Annotated in this window: 26 protein-coding genes and 2 pseudogenes; 13 read left to right on the top strand and 15 right to left on the bottom strand. The window is 32.8% G+C overall.

What is annotated here, in order from left to right; all coding sequences use genetic code 11:
• Nucleotides 1-5 precede the first annotated feature (5 nt).
• Nucleotides 6-1,064, bottom strand: a complete 1,059-nt coding sequence (locus V6C74_RS01655) for a PTS transporter subunit IIC (protein WP_002454054.1) — start codon at nucleotides 1,062-1,064, stop codon at nucleotides 6-8.
• Between the two features lie 286 nt (nucleotides 1,065-1,350).
• Between V6C74_RS01655 and V6C74_RS01650 the strand changes: the two genes are divergently transcribed.
• On the top strand, nucleotides 1,351-1,506 hold the full coding sequence (locus V6C74_RS01650; RefSeq protein WP_016898567.1) for a hypothetical protein: 156 nt from the start codon (nucleotides 1,351-1,353) through the stop codon (nucleotides 1,504-1,506).
• Between the two features lie 19 nt (nucleotides 1,507-1,525).
• A complete protein-coding gene (locus V6C74_RS01645) occupies nucleotides 1,526-2,221 on the top strand; it encodes an alpha/beta hydrolase (RefSeq protein WP_002454055.1) in 696 nt (231 codons plus the stop codon).
• A 241-nt stretch (nucleotides 2,222-2,462) separates the two neighbouring features.
• Here the strand turns inward: V6C74_RS01645 and V6C74_RS01640 are convergent, their stop codons facing one another.
• From V6C74_RS01640 to V6C74_RS01625, 4 genes are all read right to left on the bottom strand, one after another.
• The gene (locus V6C74_RS01640) at nucleotides 2,463-3,860 is read right to left on the bottom strand and encodes an amino acid permease (protein ID WP_002454056.1); all 1,398 of its coding nucleotides are present in this window, start codon (nucleotides 3,858-3,860) and stop codon (nucleotides 2,463-2,465) included.
• Between the two features lie 444 nt (nucleotides 3,861-4,304).
• Entirely contained in the window at nucleotides 4,305-4,679 is a 375-nt protein-coding gene (locus tag V6C74_RS01635) for a VOC family protein (RefSeq protein ID WP_103175480.1), read from the bottom strand.
• Nucleotides 4,680-4,720: 41 nt separating this feature from the next.
• The gene (locus V6C74_RS01630; protein ID WP_002454057.1) at nucleotides 4,721-5,539 is read right to left on the bottom strand and encodes an NmrA/HSCARG family protein; all 819 of its coding nucleotides are present in this window, start codon (nucleotides 5,537-5,539) and stop codon (nucleotides 4,721-4,723) included.
• 11 nt (nucleotides 5,540-5,550) lie between these two features.
• Nucleotides 5,551-5,850 (bottom strand): DUF2316 family protein, encoded by a 300-nt coding sequence (locus tag V6C74_RS01625; RefSeq protein WP_002454058.1) that lies wholly within the window; start codon nucleotides 5,848-5,850, stop codon nucleotides 5,551-5,553.
• A gap of 126 nt (nucleotides 5,851-5,976) precedes the next feature.
• Here V6C74_RS01625 and V6C74_RS01620 point away from each other — a divergent pair, with 126 nt between their 5' ends.
• From V6C74_RS01620 to V6C74_RS01595, 6 genes are all read left to right on the top strand, one after another.
• Nucleotides 5,977-6,519 carry a TetR/AcrR family transcriptional regulator gene (locus V6C74_RS01620; protein ID WP_002432343.1) on the top strand — a complete coding sequence of 181 codons (543 nt, stop codon included), beginning with the start codon at nucleotides 5,977-5,979 and terminating at the stop codon, nucleotides 6,517-6,519.
• Nucleotides 6,520-6,534: 15 nt separating this feature from the next.
• Nucleotides 6,535-7,239: an SDR family NAD(P)-dependent oxidoreductase gene (locus V6C74_RS01615; protein WP_002454059.1), complete on the top strand. Its 705-nt coding sequence runs from the start codon at nucleotides 6,535-6,537 to the stop codon at nucleotides 7,237-7,239.
• Nucleotides 7,240-7,354: 115 nt separating this feature from the next.
• Complete coding sequence (locus V6C74_RS01610) at nucleotides 7,355-8,356, top strand: amidohydrolase family protein (protein ID WP_002454060.1); 1,002 nt, start codon at nucleotides 7,355-7,357, stop codon at nucleotides 8,354-8,356.
• A 68-nt stretch (nucleotides 8,357-8,424) separates the two neighbouring features.
• The gene (locus V6C74_RS01605) at nucleotides 8,425-9,261 is read left to right on the top strand and encodes an alpha/beta hydrolase (protein ID WP_002454061.1); all 837 of its coding nucleotides are present in this window, start codon (nucleotides 8,425-8,427) and stop codon (nucleotides 9,259-9,261) included.
• A gap of 33 nt (nucleotides 9,262-9,294) precedes the next feature.
• Nucleotides 9,295-9,930 (top strand): nuclear transport factor 2 family protein, encoded by a 636-nt coding sequence (locus V6C74_RS01600; RefSeq protein ID WP_002454062.1) that lies wholly within the window; start codon nucleotides 9,295-9,297, stop codon nucleotides 9,928-9,930.
• A gap of 131 nt (nucleotides 9,931-10,061) precedes the next feature.
• The gene (locus V6C74_RS01595) at nucleotides 10,062-11,006 is read left to right on the top strand and encodes an amidohydrolase family protein (RefSeq protein ID WP_002454063.1); all 945 of its coding nucleotides are present in this window, start codon (nucleotides 10,062-10,064) and stop codon (nucleotides 11,004-11,006) included.
• A gap of 73 nt (nucleotides 11,007-11,079) precedes the next feature.
• On the opposite strand, the gene V6C74_RS01590 is transcribed toward V6C74_RS01595, so the two are convergent.
• Entirely contained in the window at nucleotides 11,080-11,937 is an 858-nt protein-coding gene (locus tag V6C74_RS01590; protein ID WP_016898566.1) for a fructosamine kinase family protein, read from the bottom strand.
• Nucleotides 11,938-12,184: 247 nt separating this feature from the next.
• Here V6C74_RS01590 and V6C74_RS01585 point away from each other — a divergent pair, with 247 nt between their 5' ends.
• A complete protein-coding gene (locus tag V6C74_RS01585) occupies nucleotides 12,185-13,249 on the top strand; it encodes a quinone-dependent dihydroorotate dehydrogenase (protein WP_103175479.1) in 1,065 nt (354 codons plus the stop codon).
• A 137-nt stretch (nucleotides 13,250-13,386) separates the two neighbouring features.
• A complete protein-coding gene (locus tag V6C74_RS01580; protein ID WP_002454066.1) occupies nucleotides 13,387-13,659 on the top strand; it encodes a hypothetical protein in 273 nt (90 codons plus the stop codon).
• A gap of 77 nt (nucleotides 13,660-13,736) precedes the next feature.
• Here V6C74_RS01580 and V6C74_RS01575 read toward each other — a convergent pair whose 3' ends face one another.
• Nucleotides 13,737-14,453 carry an epoxyqueuosine reductase QueH gene (locus V6C74_RS01575; RefSeq protein ID WP_016898564.1) on the bottom strand — a complete coding sequence of 239 codons (717 nt, stop codon included), beginning with the start codon at nucleotides 14,451-14,453 and terminating at the stop codon, nucleotides 13,737-13,739.
• A gap of 160 nt (nucleotides 14,454-14,613) precedes the next feature.
• The gene (locus V6C74_RS01570) at nucleotides 14,614-15,114 is read right to left on the bottom strand and encodes a hypothetical protein (protein WP_002454068.1); all 501 of its coding nucleotides are present in this window, start codon (nucleotides 15,112-15,114) and stop codon (nucleotides 14,614-14,616) included.
• 164 nt (nucleotides 15,115-15,278) lie between these two features.
• Here V6C74_RS01570 and V6C74_RS01565 point away from each other — a divergent pair, with 164 nt between their 5' ends.
• A complete protein-coding gene (locus V6C74_RS01565) occupies nucleotides 15,279-15,725 on the top strand; it encodes a VOC family protein (protein WP_002454069.1) in 447 nt (148 codons plus the stop codon).
• 83 nt (nucleotides 15,726-15,808) lie between these two features.
• On the opposite strand, the pseudogene V6C74_RS01560 reads toward V6C74_RS01565, so the two are convergent.
• Nucleotides 15,809-16,153, bottom strand: a pseudogene (locus V6C74_RS01560) (TetR-like C-terminal domain-containing protein); the annotation flags it as partial.
• A gap of 194 nt (nucleotides 16,154-16,347) precedes the next feature.
• Between V6C74_RS01560 and V6C74_RS01555 the strand changes: the two are divergent.
• Nucleotides 16,348-18,031, top strand: a pseudogene (locus V6C74_RS01555) (CocE/NonD family hydrolase).
• A gap of 78 nt (nucleotides 18,032-18,109) precedes the next feature.
• On the opposite strand, the gene V6C74_RS01550 reads toward V6C74_RS01555, so the two are convergent.
• The 5 genes from V6C74_RS01550 to panB form a co-directional block, all read right to left on the bottom strand.
• Nucleotides 18,110-19,525 carry a zinc ribbon domain-containing protein gene (locus V6C74_RS01550; RefSeq protein ID WP_229716941.1) on the bottom strand — a complete coding sequence of 472 codons (1,416 nt, stop codon included), beginning with the start codon at nucleotides 19,523-19,525 and terminating at the stop codon, nucleotides 18,110-18,112.
• A gap of 30 nt (nucleotides 19,526-19,555) precedes the next feature.
• Nucleotides 19,556-20,449: a zinc ribbon domain-containing protein gene (locus tag V6C74_RS01545; RefSeq protein ID WP_002454075.1), complete on the bottom strand. Its 894-nt coding sequence runs from the start codon at nucleotides 20,447-20,449 to the stop codon at nucleotides 19,556-19,558.
• Nucleotides 20,450-20,626: 177 nt separating this feature from the next.
• Nucleotides 20,627-21,010: an aspartate 1-decarboxylase gene (panD, locus tag V6C74_RS01540; protein ID WP_002454076.1), complete on the bottom strand. Its 384-nt coding sequence runs from the start codon at nucleotides 21,008-21,010 to the stop codon at nucleotides 20,627-20,629.
• Nucleotides 21,010-21,864 carry a pantoate--beta-alanine ligase gene (panC, locus tag V6C74_RS01535; protein WP_002454077.1) on the bottom strand — a complete coding sequence of 285 codons (855 nt, stop codon included), beginning with the start codon at nucleotides 21,862-21,864 and terminating at the stop codon, nucleotides 21,010-21,012. Before panC ends, panD begins: the two co-directional genes overlap by 1 nt.
• A complete protein-coding gene (gene panB / locus V6C74_RS01530) occupies nucleotides 21,857-22,675 on the bottom strand; it encodes a 3-methyl-2-oxobutanoate hydroxymethyltransferase (RefSeq protein ID WP_002454078.1) in 819 nt (272 codons plus the stop codon). The genes panC and panB overlap by 8 nt, the downstream gene beginning before the upstream one ends.
• Nucleotides 22,676-22,750: 75 nt before the next feature.
• Here panB and V6C74_RS01525 point away from each other — a divergent pair, with 75 nt between their 5' ends.
• The gene (locus tag V6C74_RS01525; RefSeq protein WP_002454079.1) at nucleotides 22,751-23,626 is read left to right on the top strand and encodes an oxidoreductase; all 876 of its coding nucleotides are present in this window, start codon (nucleotides 22,751-22,753) and stop codon (nucleotides 23,624-23,626) included.
• A gap of 66 nt (nucleotides 23,627-23,692) precedes the next feature.
• Here the strand turns inward: V6C74_RS01525 and budA are convergent, their stop codons facing one another.
• On the bottom strand, nucleotides 23,693-24,397 hold the full coding sequence (gene budA, locus V6C74_RS01520; protein WP_002454080.1) for an acetolactate decarboxylase: 705 nt from the start codon (nucleotides 24,395-24,397) through the stop codon (nucleotides 23,693-23,695).
• Nucleotides 24,398-24,429 lie beyond the last annotated feature (32 nt).

Here is a 24,429-nt window from a genome sequence, read left to right as displayed (position 1 = left end):
CTACTCTATCCCATAAATTTAAATATATCATTACGATATAGATGAATTACTTTCCGTAATAATAAATCTAAAATCCAAGCAATTAAAAACGGCACTACAAAAAACGTAACTATAATCAGTAACAGACTTAACCATACTGAATCAACATGCATAAATTTAAAAGCGTTAATAGGTCCTACCATACCTATAAATCCGAAGCCCGCTGATTCCTTTGTTCCACCAATACCAATGATACCTGATGCGATACCTGATAATGCTGCTGTGATAAGTATTGGTACCATAATCACAGGATACTTGACCATATTAGGCATCATCATTTTTACGCCACCAAAGAAAATTGATAAAGGAATGCCTAAGCGATTCACTTGGCTCGTACCAATAAGAAGGACAACTTCTGTAGCGGCTATACCTATTGATGCCGAACCAGCTGCAATACCTGATAGGCCAATTGCCATTGCAATTGCGACGGTTGATAATGGCGATATAATAATAAAGCTAAATACCATAGATATCAACATACTCATAAGAACAGGCTGTAATTCAGTAAAGCTATTCAACATATTTCCAATACCTGTAGTAATTAATCTCACATAAGGTAATGTAAAAATACCTATTGTTGCTGATAGGTCGCCTACAATTGTCGGAAAGATTATAAGGGCCATACTTCCTACACGTTCTTCAATTAATAATATGAATAATACTGCAATTGCAGCTGTAATCATCGTATTAATAAGGTCCCCTATACCTGCGATGATCCATACACCATTTTTAAATTGAGCTGCACCGCTTCCAACATAAGAAGCACTAGCAACCACGGCAATTGCCAATGGTGTTAAATTAAATTTCATAGCAATAAGTGCACCGATAAGGGCCGGTACAGTAAATTGGATGGCTTGCACGACTCCTAGTAAAGTTTTAAAAATAGGCTGATATTGTATTAAATATTTAAAAATCTCTCCTAAAATCGCATTTGGAACGAGTCCTGCGACAATTCCAATTGCTACCCCTGATAAAACTCTAAAAATAAAATCCTTTGGTCCGTCGATATTTCTAATAGCTGACATGACTTAAACCTCCCAATGTGCTGAGTAATAATTATGTATAAAGACAAAGTCTTGATTCGCAAAGTATGATTCAAGTAAATGATTCTTAGATGCAATAACTTAGAGGGATATTTAATGATATTCATACACGCGTCTCAAGACTATGAGTAATAGTATATAACGTTTTCAGAAAATTTAGATAATTATTTTGCTATTATCTTACAAATTTTCAAATTATGCGAAAACCGTATGATTTAATATTTACACGAAGATATACTACAATCATTGACACAAGGGAGGTAACGTTATGTGGAAAAAAATTGCATGTTCTGTTGGTGCCACAACAGGTGCAGCTATTGTGAGCTCTTACTTATATACTAAATTAATTGAAAAGCGTAGTTATAAGAGCTTTTTTAAAAGAAAAATTCAATCATGTTTCACGTGGCAAACAATACTTTATTAATCCGAAGAAGATTGATCAAATGCTTAAAATGGCTCAAATCGAAAATAGCAAACCTTTCAAAGCTACAAAATATAGATTTAATCATAGAGTGGATATACGAGAATATTATGGTACACATACGTACTATGTTAATCATCAAAATGATCCACATCAGTTAAAGATTTTATATATGCATGGTGGTTCTTGGGTCGCAGGTCCATTCAAAGAGCATTATCAAATGATGGATCAACTTGCTACTGATTACAACGCAGAAGTTATTGCACCTATATACCCCAAAGTGCCTCAAAGTGGCAAACGTGCAACATTTGATTTAATGACTCAAATTTATCGTAATCTTTTAGATTCTGTGTCTTCATCCGACCAAATTATCATTATGGGAGATTCTGCAGGTGGTAATATCGCGTTAAGCTACGCGCAGTATCTTAATGAAATTAATTTACCTCAACCAGGTCATATTATCACTATATCACCAGTGGTTGATGCCACATTTACAAATCCAGAAATACCTCATTACGAAAAAGTTGATAGTATGATTGGTAAAGAAGGACTTAAAACATTTGCTAAAATATGGGCTGAAAGTGATGAGTTAGACAATTATAAAGTATCTCCAATTAATGGAGACTTTAACAATCTCGGTCACATCACTCTTTCAGTAGGAACACATGAATTACTTTATCCTGACGTAATTAAGTTATCTCGTAAATTTAAACTCTGAAGGAATTAGCCATAATTTACTTATTGGAAGTCATATGCTTCATGACTATGCGATTCAGAATATTCCAGAAGCAAAACAATTTAGAGAAAACTTAAGATATATCATCAATGACAATCGAAAAATTAAAGTTAATATTATTTAAGATAAATGATTCCCTAAGAAAGATATTATTTTTACTCTTTCTTAGGGATTTTTTGTATAAAAAACACTCCCTCTGTAATAGAGGAAGTGTTTTTAACTATTATTCTTCTGTAGTTTCTGCATCATCTTCTGTTGGAATTTCAGCTTTACGAGATTCTTTTTTGTAATTTTGATACATCAAGAATAATACTAGAACCCAAACTGGAATAAATAGAACTGCTAATCGCGTACTACTATTAATAAGTAAAATAACAAAAATGAAAGCAAAGAATACTAAAATACCATATGCCGTGTATTTACCACCAGGCATTCTATAATTACTTTCTTTATGTTGCTCAGGATTATGCTTTAAGTATCCAATATAAGCTACCATAATAACTGCCCAAATTGAAATATTCAACACAGTAGAGAAAGTAGTGATTTGAACGAATACTTTAGTAGCATCTTTAAAAATCGCATTTAATATTACTGCAATGCCTAATAATCCACAAGTAACTAAAATTGCATTGTATGGAACGCCATTTTTGTTTGTTTTATGTAAAAACGGTGGACCTTGGTTTCTTCCAGCTAAGCCAAACATTGTACGGCTATTCGCAAATATACCACTGTTACATGATGAAGCCGCTGCAGTTAATACAACAAAGTTAATAATTCCAGCAGCAAAAGGAATTCCTATTAATCCGAATAATTTAACATAAGGACTTTCTGCAGGATCTAGTTTGTCCCAAGGAACTACTGACATAATGACTGCTAATGAACCTATGTAAAAGATTAAAATTCGGAATGGTACGTTATTAATTGCTTGAGGTATTGTTTCATGAGGATTTTTAGTTTCCCCTGCTGTAATACCTATCAATTCAATACCAATAAATGAGAATATTGCCATTTGGAATGACATAAAGAATCCTGAGGCACCATTTGGGAAGAAGCCGCCTTCTTTCCAAATATTAGTTACCGTCGCTGGACCGTAATCCGTCTTCATAGCAAAGATTACCATTACAATACCAACAATAATTAAAGCTAAAATTGTAATAACTTTTATAATAGATAACCAAAATTCAAGTTCACCAAATAATTTGGCACTAAATAAATTCAATGCTACTAATACTAATATTGTAGCTGCTGCAGTAATCCAGTTAGGCATGTCTGGATACCAGAAGTCGACGTATTTGGCTACAGCGGTAACTTCCGCCATACCTGAAATAATCCAAGTTAACCAATAAGTCCAACCAACCATAAATCCTGCCATTGAACCTATATGATGATGGGCAATGTCACCAAATGACTTGAAACCTAAGTTCGATAAGAGCAACTCTCCCATCGCTCTCATAAACATAAATAATATAAAACCTACTATAATATAAGTAAGTAATATGGATGGTCCTGCTAAATGAATAGAAGCACCTGCGCCCAGGAATAATCCTGTACCAATAGCACCACCAATTGCAATTAATTGGATATGCCTATTGCTTAATTCTCTTTGCAGTTTATCTGCCATAACCTTTCCTTCTCCATTTCATGGAGTATATTTATGACTGAAATCGATATGTAAAATTAGATACCCCTTTTTAATCTAATAAACAATTTTTCTCAAAATCAAATCATTTATTCTTATAAGTTATATAATACCCCAAACAATCAAAAACAATCAAATACTAGAATAATTTGTCTTTTTTATCTATTCCAATAGCTCTAATAATTCCTTTATTATAAATATTTATAACAAATTGAACAATTTCATTAATATTCACCGTTTTATGGTAAATCGAACAACTTCAATATGTATCTGATGAAAGTTGATATTTTTCTTCATAGTCACGTCAATTCCTCACAAATTGTGAGAAGTTTTCATTTTTTAAAATCAAACCAAAAGATATAGTAAAAGGCACCATGTACTGAATGAGAATACACGGTGCCTATTTATATATTTTTTCACGCTTATTTAACAAACAAGAAAATTAAACTTATGCCCATCAGGATCTTTAAACATTGCTCCATAATACCCTTGTCTTACACCTGGTTTTTCAATAATTGTTCCACCAGCAGGTTCTACTTTCGCTAATAATTCATCAACGTCTTTATTTTCTTTAACACCTAACGAAACCATCACTTCATTAGGGCTTGAATCGACATCTTGATGTGATACAGACTCGAAGTGATTATTTTCTATCAATATCACAATCTTTTGTCCAATTGTAATACCTAACATTTTATCTAACATTTCTGGATTTTTATTAATTTCAAATCCTAGAGACTTAAAGAACTGTTCGCTACGATCTAAATCTTTTACATTTAGATTAAACCACATTGAATGCATCGTACATGTCACCTCTCATTTATAATTAGACGATTTCAAGTTTAAAATGCCGCTTGAGTAATCCATTCATCAAGTGTTAAGCGCGTGGGATTAAGACGTTCCATTTGTACAAAATCTATAACATAACCTTTATTTTCAAGCCAACTTCTTTCAGCAGTGCCACTCGTAAATTCGCCTTCAATTTCAGTTGGTTTACCTGTTACGGTTGCAAAAGTTTTGACTACTTCATTTAGAGTCAGCTCATCAGAAGCAATTTCTATATCTTGATGATTATATGTTTTAGGATCTTTGAAAAGTGCTGACGCAATTTTAGCAATATCAATAGAAGAAGTCATTGCAAATTTAACTTCAGGGTTGATAAATTCTGGGATTTTAATTTCTCCGTCTGAAACTTTAGTGATTCTTAAGAAGTTATCCATAAAAAACGATGGTTTAATAATTGTAAAATCTAAACGAGATGCTTTTATCTTATTTTCTAATTGTGCTAATGCTTCAAAGTGAGGACCTGTTCTATCACGATTTACACCACCCGCTGTGCTATAAACGACATACTTAACTCCTTGTTCTTCAGCAGTTTCGATAATATGTTCACCTTGCTTTAATTCCTCTTCAACATGGTCTGGAATAATAGGCTGAACGCTATATACTCCATATTGATCAGCCATCGCTTGAGTCAAGCTTTCTCTATCACTCAAATCGCCCTCAAAAATCTCTAATTGACCATTATGAATTGATGTTAATTTTTCATTATTTTTATTTCTAGTAAACGCACGCACATGCCAACCATCTTCCAATAATTGTTTAACAACAGCAGTTCCTTGTTTACCAGTTGAACCAATGACTAATATACTTTTACTCATGTTTATCTCTCCTATTGTAAGAACCAATAATCTTCTTTTTCGCCTTTTAAATAGGTATATTCTTCAGGTGTTAGACCATTTTCTTTAATATTTGAATTTATAATGTCACGAACATCCCAAACGCGATGGATAAATCTTTGTAACTGATTACCAAAGAAACCGCTAGGAGCATTCATGTTTAATACCTTTTCCACTTCTTCAACCGAAATACTCATTTTATTTGCTATGTCTTCAATATTTAAATTTGAATTATGGAAATGTTCTCGTAATTCTATAGCAGTGATACGTCTTTGCTCTTTATTTAGTGACATATTATAGTGTCCCACTTTCATCTTATTTTTTAATTAGCATTATATTTGAATTCCAAGTAAGTGAGATTTATAATAAACGGATCGTTATCCGTTTGTCAACATTAGCTCATTAAGTAGGTGAATACATTGCGTAAAGATGCTCTTCTAAACCGTCAACGTATCGAGAATAAAGCGATCGAACTATTTAAACAATACGGCGTTGAGACAATCAGTATGAATAGAATTTCTAAAGAACTTGGTATCGGTATGGGAACACTTTATCGGCATTTTAAGGATAAAAGCGATTTGTGTTATCACATTATCGAGCATGATTTCGATGAAATTATTCAAAAAATGAATGATGTAGCTGCTTCATCTAATTCTAAAGAAGAGAAGATGGAACACTCCCTAGATGTTTTTTTGACATTTAAATATGAAAATAGTGATTTATTAAACTGTATTGAGGAAAGTAATAGTAAGTCTCAATTTCATCAAAGCCAATTTTTCTCTGATTTATTTAATTTTTACTATGATTTATTTAAAGATGGCGAGGATGATTCTTGGGCCATATTTAAAACTGATATGTTATTAAAATCACTTTCTACTAAAGCTTATGAAATTCAAAAAAATAAAAGACAACTTTCAAATAATGAAATAAGAGATAACTTAATAAAACTATATTTAAATTAATTGAGGTGTTCATGAATGGTAAAAGTTACACTAATTACTGGCGGAAATAAAGGTTTAGGTTATGAGACAGCTAAAGAATTAAAAGCGAAAGGCTACAAGGTTTATATAGGATCTAGAAATGAAGAACGTGGTCAACAAGCTTCAAAAGAATTAGGCGTTGACTATGTTCAACTAGATGTAAGTGATGATAAATCAGTTCAACAAGCCTTTGAAACTATTTCAAATAAAGAAGGCCGTGTTGATGTACTTATAAACAATGCCGGTATTTCAGGAGGATTCGCTAAAGTCGCTGATTTTACTGCTAAAGACGTCGAAAAGGTATATAACACAAATGTTTTTGGTATTGTACGCATGATGAATACCTTTATTCCATTATTAGAGAAATCAGAGCAGCCTGTAGTTGTAAATGTGAGTAGCGGATTGGGTTCATTTGGAATGGTTACAAACCCAGATACTGCTGAATCGCAAGTTAATTCACTTGCGTATTGTTCTTCTAAATCAGCGGTCACAATGATGACTGTACAGTATGCTAAAGGCTTACCACACATTCAAATTAATGCAGCAGATCCAGGTTCTACTAATACTGATTTAGTTGGTGATTTCAGTAACAACTCTAAACCTGCTTCAGAAGGTGTAAAACCTATCGTAAAACTTGCTACTATTGATAAAAATGGTCCTACAGGAACATTTATTGATGGTAATGGCACAATGTCGTGGTAAATCATTAACAAGTTTGGACTCATGTTTAACGGGAAAATTTTCAATGAAATCAATGAAAATTACACATATATAATTAGTTATTAAGATATTTATTATCTTAGGGAGGAAATACACAATGAAAAGTATAAACTTTGAAGAACATTATGTTGTTGAGGATATACAAAAAGAAACAATGAAACATATGACATCTTATCCTAAAGGTGTACCTATGCAAACGATGTTAAAAGGCCTTGAAGAAAAATCTGGTTTTACTGATGCAGATGAAATCAAACATCATGATGCACGTATTCAATTCATGGATAAACATGACGTTGAAATGCAAGTATTATCTTATGGAAATGGTGCCCCTTCTAATCTTGAAGGCGAACGTGCAATCGAATTATGCAAAAAAGCAAATGATACGTTAGCACAATATATCAATGAACACCCAGATCGATTTGTAGGATTTGCTACATTACCAATTAATGAACCTAAAGCAGCAGAAGAAGAATTTAAACGATGTGTAAAAGAATTAGGTTTTAAAGGCGCATTAATTATGGGACATCCTAAGAGTGGCTTCCTAGACCAAGATGAATATGATGGCATCTTTGCTGTAGCTGAAGATTTAAATGACCCTATTTACTTACATCCTTCTCCAGTTCAAAGCGATGTCTACCAAGCTTATTACAAAGGTAACTACTCAGATGTCACAGCAGCTACATTTGCTTGCTTCGGTTATGGTTGGCACGTAGATGTAGGTATTCATGCCATTCACCTTGTGCTATCAGGTGTATTTGACCGTCACCCTAACCTCAACATGATCATCGGTCACTGGGGCGAATTTGTTCCATTCTTCTTAGAACGTATGGATGATATTTTATTTGCTGACCATCTAGAACATCCTATTAGTTATTATTTCAAAAATAACTTCTATATTACGCCAAGTGGAATGTTAACTAAACCACAATTTGATTTAGTGAAAGCAGAAGTTGGCGTCGACAGAATTTTATATTCAGCAGATTACCCTTATGTTGAACCTGAAAAATTGGGTACATTCTTAGACGAATTAGATTTAACTGAAGAGGAAAAAGAAAAAATCAGCTATAAAAACGGAGCTAAATTATTAGGTCTTGAGTAACACTTACACGAAATATATAAGTGTGTCTTTTCTTTAATACGAAAAATATTTAAATGGAGGTTTCAATGATGGAAACATTAGAATTGCAAGGCGCAAAATTACGTTATCATAAAGTTGGCAATGGACCAGTTCTTATTTTAATCCCTGGTGCGAATGGAACTGGTGATATCTACATGCCACTAGCTAAACAATTACAAGAAAAATTTACAGTTGTAGCTGTAGATCGTCGAGGATATGGACAAAGTGAATTAACTGAATCATTACCAGAGGAAGTATCTAACCCAGAGAGTCGTTATCGCGTGAAACGTGATGCACAAGATATTGCTGAATTAGCTAAGTCATTAAGTGACGAACCCGTATATGTTTTAGGCTCAAGTTCAGGTGCTATCGTTGCAATGCATGTCCTAAAAGAACATCCTGATGTTGTGAAGCAAATTGCATTTCATGAACCACCGATTAATACATTCTTACCGAATGCTAAATATTGGCAAGATAAGAATGCTGAAATTATTGATATTGCTGTGAATGAAGGCATGCCTCAAGCTATGAAACTTTTCGGTGAAGCATTAAATATTAGTTCTATTGATGCACAATCAATGTCTAAACCTGCTCAAGCAGAAGATGATGCAGAGAGTAAAAAACGTTTTGAAGAAATGTTAGGTTGGTTTAAATATGAAATCCGCCAATATACAGAATCTGATATCTCTTTAGAAGATTTAAATCAGCATAAAGATATCATCACATTACTTAATGGGACTGATTCCAAAGGTTCTTTCCCTCAAGAAGTTAACTTCTATATTAAAGATGAAACGGGAATTAATATTGTAGATATCCTTGGTGGTCACTTAGGTTATGTACAAAAGCCTGAAGGATTCGCAGAAGTATTACTCAAAATCTGGAACTAATCTTAGCTTAAAGTATTAAAGGGAGTTTATTAAATGTTATTTGAAAGAAATAAACCTTATACTCAAGAAACTTTGTTAGATAAAGAAAACATTTTAGAATTAATTCAATTCGAACGTTTTTGTCGCGATAATGCCTTATGGGATAGCATGAGAACTTGTTTCGCTAAAGACTCACATGTGAGCATTTCTTGGTTTAATGGTACTGGAGAAGAATTTGTATCCTCCTCTGAAGCAATGAATCGATACGCGCCACATCAAATTTATAATACACAAATGTGGATTAATAACCATCGTGCTGTAGCAATTATGCAAGCAACAATCCAGTTTCGAGTAGATATTAAAAACGTAGAAATGCAATTGGATTCAGACACTAAAATTATCTACTGTCTTGAAAAAGACAATGATGACGTTTGGTATATTTCTAATTTAAGTTGTATTTATGAAAAAGATAAATTAACTCCTGTCATTCCAACGACTATTAATTTACCTAACTCAGAATTTAGTGAATACCGAGAAAGTTATGCTTGTTTATCATATGCGCTCAATGAACTAGGGTATGATGTTAACCATGACTTACCAGGTATAGATAGACCTGATGAAGTTAATAAATACTATCGCCAATTAGATAAATGGTTAACTGAGAAAGATGATGAAGAAGAGAAACATTAGAGTTATAAACCATACTCAAAATAAATAAGTAACGTTTACTCTTATATACAGAACTGCTGCCTAGTTTTAAAATATCGCAACATTATACAAAATATTTAAAATCAGTTATTTCTATAAAGGAAGTTTGCTCAATGAAGAAGATAGATTTACATGCACATTACATTTCACCTGGTTATAGCCAATTTCTTGATGACTATTTTAATGGTGAAGGTGACGGCGTTAAGACGCCCCCATTTTCAGTAGAATCATATTTAGAATTAATGAAGAAACAAGATATTGAATATGGTGTATTATCGATTTCGAGCCCGCACATTAGCGTTGCACCTGATGACGAGATGTTAAAACTTGCTGAAGAAGTGAACGACTATGCTTCAAATATCGTGCAGGAACATAGCGAACGTATTGGTTTCTTCGCAACATTACCCCTGCCCTTAGTCGATCAGAGTGTTCAATTTATAGATAAAGCATTAGATGAACAGCATGCGTTAGGGTTCACGTTACCAACGAATGCACGTGGCGTATATTTAGGTGATGAGCGTTTAGCGCCGATATTTGAAAGATTAAATGAACGTCAAGCAACTGTAGCCATTCATCCGAATGAACCCAAGCCAGCTATTAAAGCGATGAGCGAAGAAGTACCTCCGCCACTTATGGAATTTATCTTTGATACAACTCGTACAATTATTTATATGAGTCAAAAGAATGTATTTAGTAAGTATCCGAATATTAAGTGGATTGTACCTCATTGTGGTGCTTTACTCCCTATAATCGCACAACGCGTAGCGATGGGCAACAAGATGTTTGGATCAGAGAAGCAACCTGATGATTTAGAACAAGTAATGAAAGAACTTTACTTCGATTTGGCCGGTAAGGTTTTACCATATCAATTACCTACTCTATTAGAAATGGTTGATAAAAATAAAATTGTATATGGTTCTGATGCACCTTACACAACGGACCAAGTAGTCTCAATGTTAGCGAATGAATTTGAATCTACAGATTTAATTACAATTGACTCAAAAATTCATATGCTTTATGACAATGGCAAATCATTATTAGATAAAATGAAACTTTAATTTATTAAGATATAAAATCACCCCACACAAGCGCTCATATATATCATTATTAGAGCCTGTGTGGGGAATTTTTTTAATTTAAAATTGTATCCATTGAGCGATTAACACTACCTGCGTACATATTACCGAATTTAACTAAATGAACCATCAATAAGTATAATCGATAAAATTCTAATCTTTTATGTGCACCTTTGGCTAAAGGAAAATGCTTTTCATATTCCTCATAAAAATCTTGAGTAAATCCGCCAAAAACTGTCGTAATACCTAAATCGAATTCTCTGTCACCATATAATGGTGCAGGATCAAATAGTGCAGGGCTGCCATCAGTTAAAAACATATAGTTGCCGCCCCATAAATCACCATGTAATAAAGATGACTTACTTTCATGACTATCAAGTTCATTTACCATCACAGTTCTTACTTCTTCATAGACTTTATTATCTTCTTCATTCCACAACCCTTTACGCATCAATTCATCTCTTAAATGATCCATTCTTCTTTCTATGAAAAGTTCTTTCCAGCTATCAGTCCATGAATTATCAAATGAAATATCTCCGCCTTCATGTGGTAAACTGAAACCAAATTTACCCTCTTCTTGTTGTTGACTATGCATCTTAGCTACAAGCTGACCGAGCTCTCTTTGACTTCCACTTCCACCTTCTTCTAAATAGCTCAAAATAAGATAAGCATCTCCGTTAATTTCACCACTAGCAATCACACGTGGTGCTGTGATACCTGCGTTCTCAAATTCATTTAAGCCAGCTATTTCAGCCGCATAGAATGATTCTGGACGATTACGCTGAACAAGTAAAAAGGAGATATCATCCTCAGTAGTTGTAACTTTGAATGCTTCATTAACATCACCACCACTTACTGGTGAGATGTCTTTCACTCCGTCTAGGGGGAGTTTCTCTTTCCATTCTGCTTTCATACTTTCACCTTCTTAAGAAGTTTGTCGTTATACATTATTATATTGCCAACTCTCATTATAATTAATCTTTTAAAAGTAATCGGTATATATGAAATAAAACTGACCTAAGAATTAAGTCAAATTTTCAACTTTCATTAATTTAGCTATGAAAATTTTTATTAAAATGCTAGTCTATTAAAGGAATGTATTTCAAATATATTAAATTGAGGATAGTAAGCCTCAAATATAATGAAATAGGAGCGTTAACATGTATAAAATAGTTAAACCTTTATTATTTAAATTAGATCCTGAAAAAGCACATGGCCTTACCATTGATGCATTGAAAATGGTACAAAGAGTTCCGAAAATTTATCCTATCATGGACAAAATTTTTAATTACAATCACCCATCACTCTCTCAAACCATTCATGGTATCAAATTTAATAATCCCATCGGTCTCGCTGCAGGATTCGATAAATCTTGTGAAGTACCTAAAGCATTAGAGCATGTTGGTTTTGGAGCCGTAGAATTAGGTGGTATTACCCCTAAACCGCAACCAGGGAATCCTAAACCACGTATGTATCGCTTAATTGAAGATGACGCGTTAATTAATCGTATGGGCTTCAATAATATAGGGATGAATAAAGCACTTAGTCATTTACGTCGTCATGCCTATACGATCCCAGTAGGATTAAATGTGGGTGTTAATAAGAAGACGTCTTACGAAGACCGTTATCAAGATTATATAAAAGTTATCGATACATTTAAGAATGACGTGACATTCTTCACAGTTAATATCAGCTCACCTAACACTGAGAATTTACAGAATTTCCATGATAAAGATGAATTCACGATGCTTTGCGAAGCGCTCACTACTTTTAAATCTGAAAATGATATCAACGTACCTATATTCTTGAAATTAACTTCAGATATGGAACTTGAAGGATTCAAAAACATCTTACCTTCCATAACTAAGACTTTTGATGGCGTTATACTAGCTAACACGACTCGTCAACGTGACGGTTTAATTTCTAAGAATAAAACTGAAGAAGGCGGATTAAGTGGTAAACCTTTATTCGAACGCAATTTAAAACTCGTTAAATACGCGTATCAACAAACTAAAGGTAAATTCTTAATTATCGGAACTGGTGGAATCTTTAGCTCTGAAGACGCAATTAAAATGTTAAGAAATGGTGCTTCTTTATTACAAATCTATTCTTCTCTAGTCATTGAAGGTCCAGGTTTAACTAAGTCAATGAATAGAGACATTGCTAAATATTTATCTAAAAATGGATATCAAAACGTAAGCGATATTATTGGTTTAGACGCATAAATTTAAATGATTATAACGCTTTGAAATATTTCAAAAAAATGAACGTTTAGTTAATACTCCTGAAATTTCTTTACTTATAATATTTACGATTTATACTAAAGAAAAGTATATGTTTCAAGAATTTAGGAGGCAACAATATGAGTGATGAGAAGAAAGAGACAACATCTCAATCTAACCAACAAACGATTTCTGAAAAGCCCAATCATCAATCTAATGATGACAGAATAGGTTTGAATGGTTACCGTAAAACAGACCTCGATTTAGATATTGAACGTGAACTGCGTGAAATGATGGAATCAGGAGAATCAGAAACAAAGACGGAAAGTAGAAAGTTTAAGATATTCTCACTTATCTCGATGATTGCAATAGCAGGCTTAGCGATTTTTAGATTTATACACAGAATGATATAGTTTTAAAAAAATTATCCCAAATGTAATAAGATAGTATTGTCTTAAATATTATCTGTACATTTGGGATTTTATATTAATTAAAATTGTTGTAAAAATGCCTTTGCTTCTTTATTAATTTGTTTAAAATCAATACCCTGTCTCATTGCAGCAAAGACGCAACCACAATAGCATTGCCTAAAAATATGATAGTCTTTGCACATTTCAATTGAACGTTCGTATCCTTTATTCTTTTTAAAATCACTAGGCAAATATTTAACATTATAAATATTTTGAACATCCATTCCTAGTTCATTAATAAGTTGTGCGTTTTTCTTTGGAGAGAGTGTTATGGCACTTCCAAAATAGTCGTAACCATATTCAACAGCTGCTTGAGCTACAATTTCTAATCGCATTTCAAAGCATGCTGAACATCTCAATCCACCCTCTGGCTCATCAGTTAGCCCTTTCTCTTTAGCCATCTTCATAAATTCATGTGGTTTATATTCTGCTTCAATGTATTCGACATTGCTATTTGTTTTACTATTGAAATCTTTAACAAATTGTTCTTGAACTTTAGCACGTCTTAGATATTCATTCTTAGGATGAATATTTGGGTTCGCAAAGTAAATTGCAATATCAGCATATTGAGTTAAAAATTCTAGAGTATATGTGCTACATGGTGCACAACAACTATGTAATAAGATACGTGGGCGTTCCCCATCACGTTGCCACTGAGATATCATTTTTCTTAGTACTCTATCGTAATTAATCTTCTGGTTTTTCATTTTTGCCAAAATTTTATTCGCTTCAATCATAATAAAACCTCCCTTTAACATACATTTTCATTATATATTAACTTTATTATATAATAACATGATGTATAAAGAGAGGTTGTCTATCATCAAAGTAATAATTACTAAAACAATTTACTTTTTTAATCAACTATACTTGTGTTCATGTTTATTATTTAACAAACTAGTATTCCTTTTTAAGCTTAACTAAATAGACGCAAAACATTAAGCCACCAAATATTACTCCTGAAATAAGCCCATTCAGTAAATGGCCGCTCCAATCAATGGGATCATTCCATAAATAATCTATTATCACACCGATGAGAGTCATGCAAATACCAAAATAAACCATAAATACAACACTCAAGATACTATATCTTCTTATTAATTTATTATATTCATTGGGTGAATATGCGGCTTCCTCAAAATGTTTATTCTTACAAAAGTTAATGATAAGTATAATATTAAATATAAAGAATACGGCAAATAACACTATCGTATGCATTGTAATTGTATGATGATACATATCAATAATTGTAAAGAATACAATTGTTAGAACTGTAACCAAATAGTTAATAGCAAACATGTTTGCTAGTTTTTGGTTAAGTTCTGACTTTTCTCTTTCATCCTTTTTTGTAGAGGTACTTGTGATCCAATTAAGCATCAAATCATTAAAATTACTCATCTCGTTTCACTCCTCAATATCCTTTGTTAATGTCAAATATATATGACAACATTAGAAATGTCAAATATAGACGACACTTTTATATAATCATATTATTAGAATTTTTAAAATTATATAGTAAGATTGCGTTAGAAAGATATTTCATAAAAAAGGGGGTAAAATATATGACACAACTACATCCATATTTATCATTTGATAAAGCAAAAGATGCACTTGAATACTATGAAGACGTCTTTGGAGCAACTAATGTAAACAGATTAGCAGTAGGCGAAGAACAAGCTGAAAATTTCGGTTTAACAAAAGAACAAGGTGAAGAAGCAACGATGCATGCAGAATTTGAGATTTTAGGTGTTAAAATCTTATGTTCTGATTCTTTTGGACGTGTAGATAATATAAATAATGGTATTTCTTTATTAATTGATTTTGATACTAATGATAAAACAGATTCTGAACGTGTTGAGAATTTCTACAATAAAATTAAAGATCACGAATCTATCAACATTGAAATGCCATTAGAAGAGCAATTCTGGGGCGGTAAAATGGGAACTTTTACTGATAAATATGGTGTGCGTTGGATGCTTAACGGCCAAGATTATTCTCAAATGAATTAATCATACTCATGCAAATTAAAAAAGTGGCACATCTCTTACAAACTTCACAATGTAGAGATGTGTCACTTTTTATCTATATTATATTAAATTCCCTTTTTTCGTCTTATAAGTGTTGCTGGACCATTATTAACGATTTCATAAAAATGTTGAATCAATTCCTCTTTTGAAATTCTATTTTCATCCTCAACCCAATGACGTATTAAAGATAAACCAGCGCCTGAGACATAACTCATAAAATACGGAAATGGAATATCTCCGATTTTATCATTATCGTTAACTACATGATTCAAGTGCCCAGTTAATAGTTCGTATAATTTTTCATGTAAATTGGACTCTTTACCTAAGTTAAACATAAGTTTATAGAAATCTAGATGTTCTCCTATACTATTAATCACAAAATCCATCGTCTCTCTTAACTGGCTTTCTGAAATTTTCAGTTCGTCATCATTCTTACTCTTTTATCTTGAGACATCTTGTCACCTTCTTTTTATCTCTTTCCACAATTATAAGCATTCTGTTGGGTTTTAGACAAACTTAAGAAAATGATTATTGTTAATTATAAACACGCTTAGTAAGATGAAAGTGTATTGAAAACCATTCTCAATAAAAGGAGGTCACATTAATGAATCATTTATTAGGTAATCCAGAATTAAATGTAACTGATGTTAATGATGTTCATAAAGGGCTCAATTATATCGTTGTAGATAGCGTTCAATATGGTAATCAAGAGATGATAATGGAAAAAGATGTAGAAATTATCATGAAAGACGGTGAAACTCTATATTTAAATATTTTTAGACCTAACAAGGAAGGTCGTTTTCCAGTTGTCATGTCAGCAGACATATATGGTAAAGATAACAAACCTAAAATCACTAACATGGGGGGCAAAATGGCCTACCTTAGGTAATATAGCAACATCTAGTTTTACACCTGAGGAATCCCCTGATCCTGGATTTTGGGTACCAAATGGTTATGTAGTAGTCAAAGTAGCACTGAGAGGTAGTTCAGGTTCAAATGGCGTTCTATCACCTTGGTCAAAACGTGAAGCTAAAGATTATTATGAAGTCATTGAATGGGCGTCACAACAAGAATGGTCCAACGGTAATGTTGGAACGAATGGAGTCTCTTATTTAGCAGTGACTCAATGGTGGGTAGCCTCCCTCAATCCTCCTCACTTAAAAGCTATGATTCCTTGGGAAGGATTAAATGATATGTATAAAGAGGTCGCTTTTCATGGCGGAATTCCTGATACAGGATTTTACCGTTTTTGGATTCAAGGCATTTTCGCTAGATGGCCAAATAATCCAAATATTGAAGATTTAATCCAAGCTCAAAGAGATCACACACTTTTTGATAGCTATTGGAAAGCACGTCAAGTACCTCTTTCTCAAATTCGAATTCCGTTATTTACTTGCGCCAGTTGGTCTACACAAGGTTTACACAATCGTGGTACATTTGAAGGCTTTAAACAAGCAAACTCAGTTAATAAATGGTTATATGTTCATGGCCGAAAAGAGTGGGAAAGCTATTATGCGCGTGAAAATTTAGAGAAGCAAAAGTTATTCTTTGATTATTACCTTAAAAAAGAGGACAACGATTGGAAAGATACCCCAACTGTGACTTATGAAGTCCGTGAGAAGTTCTATCAAGGACATTATCGTGAAGCATCTGATTTCCCTATACCTAATACACAATATACACCTCTATATCTAGACGGAGAGAATCTTTCCCTCAATTTAGATAAACCAAAACAAACTCATGTTTCACACTATCACTCTGAAAAAGATAATGAGTCACTACGTTTCACATATACATTTTCTGAGGATACAGAGTTAACTGGAAATATGAATTTAAAACTATGGGTTTCTTCTAACGAAGCAGATGATATGGATATATTCGCAGGTATTAAAAAATTAGATAGACAAGGTAATGAAGTTAATTTCCCTGACTTCAACCATATTGAACAAGGACAAGTTGCTACAGGTTGGTTAAGAGTATCTCATCGTGAATTAGATGATGAAAAGTCTACCATTATACAACCATGGCACAAACATGAACAAGAATTAAAATTGAAAAAAAGCGAGATTGTACCAATTGAAATAGAAATTTTACCTTCAAGTACTTACTTTAAACAAGGTGAAACGCTCGTTGTAGTTATAAAAGGAAATGAAATAATTAAAGGCACTAGTTCTCCTGGTTTAAGTACACGTTATGAACATCATGAAACAGTTAATAAAGGTCATCACTATATTCATACTGGTGCTAACTATGATTCTCAATTAATTATCCCAATTATACCTCAATAAATAAAAAAGCTTTAGGAAGTTAAGACAATTTTATGCCCAAGCTTCCTAAAGCTTATCTTTTAAAAATTATTTTAGTAATTAAATTCCTTCATAGACTCCTGATGAAATGTAGTTGTTTTCAGAATCTGTTTTATATATAAATTTAATTGGAGTGTAAATCTTATATGTATAAATAAGTTTTCCTTTATTATTTTTCACCTTTACTATGTTATTACTACTACTTTGGTAGGTTTGCAGCTCAAAAGAATAATCTTTACTTTCAAATTTATCATTTTCATACTTCTTAATGATATTTATCGCTTCTGTTTGCGTTAAGTCAGCCTTCACTCTTTTCTCAGTATTATCTTCTTTATCCTCATCATCTTTACTTTTATGATCTTCAGATGTACCTTTGTCGCCATCGTCCCTATCTTTCTTTTTTTTGTCATCTTTATCAGAGCCACTAGAGTCATCAGACTCATTAGATTCATCTTCGTATTTATAGATTTCTTCACTATTAAAAGATAGTTCGATTGTTTTATACTCTTCAGTTCCTTCCGGCAATCCTACACGTTCACTATTTGTCTTAACTGTATGTTTTCCAATTTTTCCCTCTAAATGAACCACAATATTATCATTTGAATTGTATGGTCCATATACTTTATTTTCATCGAAACGTTCATCAACTTTATCATTAATGAACAACTTAATATCATTTACTTTATAAGTATGATTAGGCTTAATCATAAAGCGTTTTTCTTTAAAATTCTCCTTAACGATAGAACGTGCTGGTGTCATTAAAATAGTTATATTACCCTTGAATGTTTGATTACCAACTTGTTTTTTGGCATCGAGTTGATTATTACCAAGTGGAAATGTGCCTACTTCAACGGATTCATCCTTTTTTAAATTGATAGTATGAGTTTGACCATTGTAATCATAATTAATTTTCCCATCATCATGTGAATACATTGCTATAGAATATTTAGGAATATTAAACGTGTAATGGTCAAACACTCCAAAACGTTTACCATTTTTCTCTATTTTAATAATTGCTAATTGATTGATACTTATTGTATGCGTCTTAGCTTTAGACGTCTTCAAATTTTTCAGACTATCTTTTAAATCTTGAGAAAGTTCATTTAATTTTCCTTCATTTTTTAAAAATCGAAGATATGCATGTGCTTGATTATCATTAAGCTTCTTTCCATCAGAAGTGAGTAATTTAGAAAGTTGACGATGGTCTTCTTTCTTAAGTGCATCTGAAATTTGATCCACACTTTGTTCTGGAGACAGTTGATGCTTTAAAAATATGAACACACTTATTAAAGTAATGGCGATGACTGCTACTAAAATTGAAATAATAATTAATGGTTTATTCGGTTTCTTAAATTGATAAGCATCACTATAACGCCCTGGGGGATAAGGTAGACGTACATCATTTCTAGACATAGACTGTTCAGAATAACCTGTAGGTTTACCACAACGTGTACATACTTTATGATTGGGATTCAATGGGTTTCCACAATATTTACAAAATCTCAATTAAATCACTCTTCCGAACAATCTACTTAAGTCTTGCATTACTACACTTTCAATCACGTTTTCCCCAAAGATTAAAGCTATGATGGCTAAAGCAAATATCAAAATAATCACGCCGTAAACACCTGAAATTCTAGTTTCATACAATGAACTATATTTCCCGAGGATATACGCGGGTGATATTGTAAAAAATAGATACATAACAATAAAAATAAGTGTCGCAAATTTATATGAATTTAATGCAAGAATTATTCCTGAGAAAATTAATAAAGCTACTGTAAACGTATTGATGATTACATAATCTGATAATAATTTATTGAACTTGATTTCAGGAATAACTGTTAATCTTACCACCGCATATGTAATTCCAATATGAATTGCTAAGATAATAGCTAAACTTAAAACAAATCTAAGTAAGATATCTTCTTTTTGTATTTCAAATAAACCTACTTGACTCGGAATAAGCATAGTAGTAAATAAACTTATCAACAGTAGTCCTGCAACAATAAGAGTAATCAGTATTCTAAAACTAAATGTTTGATTATCTTTAATAACTTGATCTGGTCGTTTAAAAGCATTAATAAAAAATTCTTTTAATTCATTAAGAAAATCTTTCTCATTTGTACGTGCCTGTTCAAATGTTTGATTAACAGGATGATGTGTATCATTTTGATTGACTACAGATTGATTAATATTTTGATGATGATTAACATCCGTAAGTGTTGATTGTACATGCTCCTTAGTTTCTTTAGTTCGTTTATCTAATGTCTCTTTATTTGTAGTTTCTGATGATGTTATCCCAGTAGTTTCTGTAGTAACAGATTGAAGCTTAGTACCACAGTTACCGCAAAAGACGTCTTCTGGTTGAATATTCTGGCCACATTTAGGACAATTCATAGATGTTTGGACCTCCACTATTAAGATATTTTAGATTATATACCATATTTATATTGTTATCTATATAATTTTATATTTATATAATAATATTAGTGTTATACTAGTTTTTAATATAAAAATTGCCGAGCTACTCATTAGTAACTCAGCAATAATCTTTAAGTTTTAGGTATTACTTTTTTATAGCACAATCGAGTTCTCTTTCTCATGTATCATTTCTATAATTTCATTGTACTCATTCATAACTACTACTTTGGGTGAATGATTTTTAACTTCTTTTTCATTTAATTGTGCATAAGTCATTATAATGACGATATCACCCACTTCTACTAAACGAGAAGCTGCACTATTTAGACAAATTTTACCGCTTCCACGTTCTCCAGCAATAACATATGTTTCAAATCTGGCACCATTATTATTATTCACAATAGCGACCTTTTCATTAGGTAAAATATCCACCGCATCTAAGATATTCGAATCTATCGTAATACTACCTACATAATTTAAGTTTGACTCCGTGACCCTCGCTCTATGAATCTTAGAATTCATCATCGTTCTTATCATTATTTGCCCTCTCCAATAATCATATTATCTATCAAACGTGCTTTTGAAAATTTAACTGCTAGTGAAATAAAAACTTGTCCGCTCATCCATTTCTGTTCAACTAATTCTGGATAACTGTAGATAGCTACTTCATCAACGTGTCCACTAGTATTGTTGTTTAAATAAGAAGTAATACTTTGAATGATGACACAACTTTGTCTCTCACCTTTTTCATATAAATCACGTGCAATTTGCAAACTTTCATTTAAATGAATAGCTTCTTTTCGTTCTTCTTGAGTTAAGTATACATTTCTAGAACTCTTAGCTAACCCATCCTCTTCACGTACAATATCGACACCAACAATTTGAATAGGATGATTAAAATCTTTAACCATTTTTTCAATTATTGCTAACTGTTGCGCATCCTTTTTCCCAAAATAAGCATAATCAGGACTAACGATATTAAATAGTTTATTTACTACTGTGACTACTCCTTCGAAGTGCCCTGGTCGTTGTGCACCTTCAAGCACTTCAGCTAAACGTCCTACCTTAAGCGTAATATCTAGCTGATCAGGGTACATTTCCCCCACACTAGGATAAAAGACGTAATCAACATTAATACTTTCTACAGCTTTAACATCCTGGTCAATTTGACGTGGATATGCATCAAAATCTTCGTTCGGTCCAAATTGTAAAGGATTAACAAATACACTAATGACTGTTACATCATTGTTCTCAACTGACATACGCATCATTTTTAAGTGACCATCATGTAATGCTCCCATTGTAGGTATAAAGCCTATTGTCTCCCCTTGAGAACGGTATGACTTCACAATCTCTTGCATATCATTAATAGTTGTAACGATTTTAGTCATTGATGTCGACCTCGCTCATAATCTTTTTCTTATACGTGTGAGCTTCTGAAGGGAATTTACCAGACTTCACTTCATTATCATATTGTTTTAAACCATCCACACCAACTGAAAAGTCAGCATATTGTTTTACAAATTTGGCCTGTCGATCTATACCATAATTCAACAGATCATGGTAAACCAATACCTGACCGTCAGTCTCTTTCCCAGCGCCAATGCCAATCACTGGTATCGTTAATTGTTGGCTAATGACTTGAGCTAAATCACTAGGAATTGCTTCTAATACTAGAAGCACTGCGCCTGCTTCTTGCATAGCTTTTGCATCTTCAATCAATTGTATTGCCGCTTCCTTCGTTCCCCCTTGTAATTTATATCCCATCACACCAACACTTTGTGGTGTAAGTCCTAAATGAGAAACAATGGGAATACCCATACGTGTTGCTTTTTGAATAAATGAAACAAGATGTGCACCTTCTACTTTTAAAGCATTCGCCTGTGTTGCTTGATAAAGTCTAAGTGCATATTTCAAATCATCTTCATCACATACACCTACAGTCCCTATAGGCATATCAACAACTACAAATGTGTTAGGTGCGCCCCTTCTCACAGCCTTTCCATGATGAATCATATCTTCAACGGTCACTTGAACTGTACTTTCGTATCCTAATACGGTCATTCCAAGTGAATCTCCAACTAAGATCATGTCAATCCTAGCTTGTTCTGCTTGCTTTGCACTCGGAAAATCATAAGCTGTTACCATAGAAATTTTAGTTTGCTCGTCTTTCATCTTTATCAATTGACTTAATGTTTTCAATTCATTTCAACCTCAATTTCCTTTATTATTAGCAATAGTATAATGAATTGCACCAAGAAAGGAAAGAATTATATTATGACAATTGCCGTTATTGGTCCAGGGGCTGTTGGAACAACGATTGCTGCTGAATTAAAAGCTGTCTTACCTGATACACAACTCATTGGTCGCCATAATAAAACAATGACCTATTTCCCGGAAAATACTTCTAAAGCACAAAACGTTGATGTTGTTTCATACGATAACACGCATCATTCATTCGATGTCATAATCATCGCTGTTAAAACACATCAACTTCACAACGTCATTAAGCAATTACCAACCATAGCCCATAAAGATTCACTTATAATCTTAGCCCAAAATGGTTATGGTCAATCACAACATATTCCTTACCAACATGTTTATCAAGCTGTTGTCTATATTAGCGGTCAAAAAAGAAACGATAAAATTACTCACTTTCGTGATTATCGCTTACATTTACAAGACACACCAAATATTCGTAAGTTAAAACAACAGCTTTCTTCTTCTAAGATTGAACTTATATTGGAAAGTGATATCCAAAACAAACTTTGGTATAAACTTCTTGTTAACTTGGGAATTAATTCAATTACTGCTATAGGGCATCAACCCGCTAAAATATTAAAATCAGCACACATGAAAGAAATATGTCGTTCTATTCTTAACGATGGGTTACAAGTTGCTCAATCTGAGGGGATTCATTTTCCAGATCAGACACTCGATGACATTATGAAGATTTATCAAGGTTATCCTGATGAAATGGGAACAAGTATGTATTATGATGTTTTAAATCAGCAACCCTTAGAGGTTGAAGCTATTCAGGGGTATATCTATCAAAAGGCTAGATTTCATAAACTTAACACGCCTTATCTAGATACAGTTTATACTTTCTTAAAGGCTTATCATCTTAAATTTACAGAAACCAAAGATTTATAATTGAATATCAATTCATAAAAAAATCCCAAAAGCGACATTATCTATCGCCTTTGGGATTAACTTTTGTTATTCAGCTTCTCTAATTTCATCTTCAATATCTTGATAGTCAATTTCAGCGTCAGTAAATGATTTCGCATCTACTGGGAAGTGTTGTTCAAACGTTTCAAAGTTTTGAATCTCTACATTAACATTATCTACTTCAAAATCTAATATGTGACCACCAAAGTCGCGATCATCATTAGCAAAGTGAATGTGGAATCCTGCTGAACCCACCCCATGGAACAATTCTGGTGTGAAGAATCCAACAATAGAACCTTTGATATTTTCACGTGTTTCTTCAGGTTGTCTACGTGCTGAATCAATAAGACGTGTATAAGGTGGTTCTTGACCAGGCATCATACGTACATGCATTTTTTTAAATGTACCTGAAATTTTCACAGCAGAAAACATATTTTCGCTTGTCATCTCTTTTTTAACTTCATCATAAACATCGTCTTGATTTTTATCTGAAATACTGAAATTTTTGTCTGCCTTAAACTGAGTGACTGTAGCATATGGTGTCATTTCATCGCCAGTTAATTCAATAAATTCTTTATGTTCATTTGCATGGTAAGCTTTACCATCTATAAAAATGACCTCACCATTTGAACCTGTAAGTGTCCCAATACCTAAATCCCCATGTTCTAGTAACTCATTAACTGAAGCAGTTCCTTCTAATAAACCTGCCATCAAAGTTCCTAGCGTTCCGTGTTGGTACAATACATTAGTCATATTACTTTTCACTCCTATTATTATTCATTTCT

This window comes from Staphylococcus capitis subsp. capitis (assembly GCF_040739495.1).
In the GTDB taxonomy this organism is placed as follows: Bacteria; Bacillota; Bacilli; order Staphylococcales; family Staphylococcaceae; genus Staphylococcus; species Staphylococcus capitis.
This window is presented reverse-complemented; position numbering and strand designations above follow the sequence as displayed.

Bases quoted from the DNA above. Each gene is read 5' to 3' on its own strand.
- V6C74_RS01655 (WP_002454054.1), bottom strand. From the start codon at position 1,064: ATGTCAGCTATTAGAAATATCGACGGACCAAAGGATTTTATTTTTAGA.
- V6C74_RS01650 (WP_016898567.1), top strand. From the start codon at position 1,351: ATGTGGAAAAAAATTGCATGTTCTGTTGGTGCCACAACAGGTGCAGCT.
- V6C74_RS01645 (WP_002454055.1), top strand. From the start codon at position 1,526: ATGCTTAAAATGGCTCAAATCGAAAATAGCAAACCTTTCAAAGCTACA.
- V6C74_RS01640 (WP_002454056.1), bottom strand. From the start codon at position 3,860: ATGGCAGATAAACTGCAAAGAGAATTAAGCAATAGGCATATCCAATTA.
- V6C74_RS01635 (WP_103175480.1), bottom strand. From the start codon at position 4,679: ATGCATTCAATGTGGTTTAATCTAAATGTAAAAGATTTAGATCGTAGC.
- V6C74_RS01630 (WP_002454057.1), bottom strand. From the start codon at position 5,539: ATGAGTAAAAGTATATTAGTCATTGGTTCAACTGGTAAACAAGGAACT.
- V6C74_RS01625 (WP_002454058.1), bottom strand. From the start codon at position 5,850: ATGTCACTAAATAAAGAGCAAAGACGTATCACTGCTATAGAATTACGA.
- V6C74_RS01615 (WP_002454059.1), top strand. From the start codon at position 6,535: ATGGTAAAAGTTACACTAATTACTGGCGGAAATAAAGGTTTAGGTTAT.
- V6C74_RS01610 (WP_002454060.1), top strand. From the start codon at position 7,355: ATGAAAAGTATAAACTTTGAAGAACATTATGTTGTTGAGGATATACAA.
- V6C74_RS01605 (WP_002454061.1), top strand. From the start codon at position 8,425: ATGGAAACATTAGAATTGCAAGGCGCAAAATTACGTTATCATAAAGTT.
- V6C74_RS01600 (WP_002454062.1), top strand. From the start codon at position 9,295: ATGTTATTTGAAAGAAATAAACCTTATACTCAAGAAACTTTGTTAGAT.
- V6C74_RS01595 (WP_002454063.1), top strand. From the start codon at position 10,062: ATGAAGAAGATAGATTTACATGCACATTACATTTCACCTGGTTATAGC.
- V6C74_RS01590 (WP_016898566.1), bottom strand. From the start codon at position 11,937: ATGAAAGCAGAATGGAAAGAGAAACTCCCCCTAGACGGAGTGAAAGAC.
- V6C74_RS01585 (WP_103175479.1), top strand. From the start codon at position 12,185: ATGTATAAAATAGTTAAACCTTTATTATTTAAATTAGATCCTGAAAAA.
- V6C74_RS01580 (WP_002454066.1), top strand. From the start codon at position 13,387: ATGAGTGATGAGAAGAAAGAGACAACATCTCAATCTAACCAACAAACG.
- V6C74_RS01575 (WP_016898564.1), bottom strand. From the start codon at position 14,453: ATGATTGAAGCGAATAAAATTTTGGCAAAAATGAAAAACCAGAAGATT.
- V6C74_RS01570 (WP_002454068.1), bottom strand. From the start codon at position 15,114: ATGAGTAATTTTAATGATTTGATGCTTAATTGGATCACAAGTACCTCT.
- V6C74_RS01565 (WP_002454069.1), top strand. From the start codon at position 15,279: ATGACACAACTACATCCATATTTATCATTTGATAAAGCAAAAGATGCA.
- V6C74_RS01545 (WP_002454075.1), bottom strand. From the start codon at position 20,449: ATGAATTGTCCTAAATGTGGCCAGAATATTCAACCAGAAGACGTCTTT.
- panD (WP_002454076.1), bottom strand. From the start codon at position 21,010: ATGATAAGAACGATGATGAATTCTAAGATTCATAGAGCGAGGGTCACG.
- panC (WP_002454077.1), bottom strand. From the start codon at position 21,864: ATGACTAAAATCGTTACAACTATTAATGATATGCAAGAGATTGTGAAG.
- V6C74_RS01525 (WP_002454079.1), top strand. From the start codon at position 22,751: ATGACAATTGCCGTTATTGGTCCAGGGGCTGTTGGAACAACGATTGCT.
- budA (WP_002454080.1), bottom strand. From the start codon at position 24,397: ATGACTAATGTATTGTACCAACACGGAACGCTAGGAACTTTGATGGCA.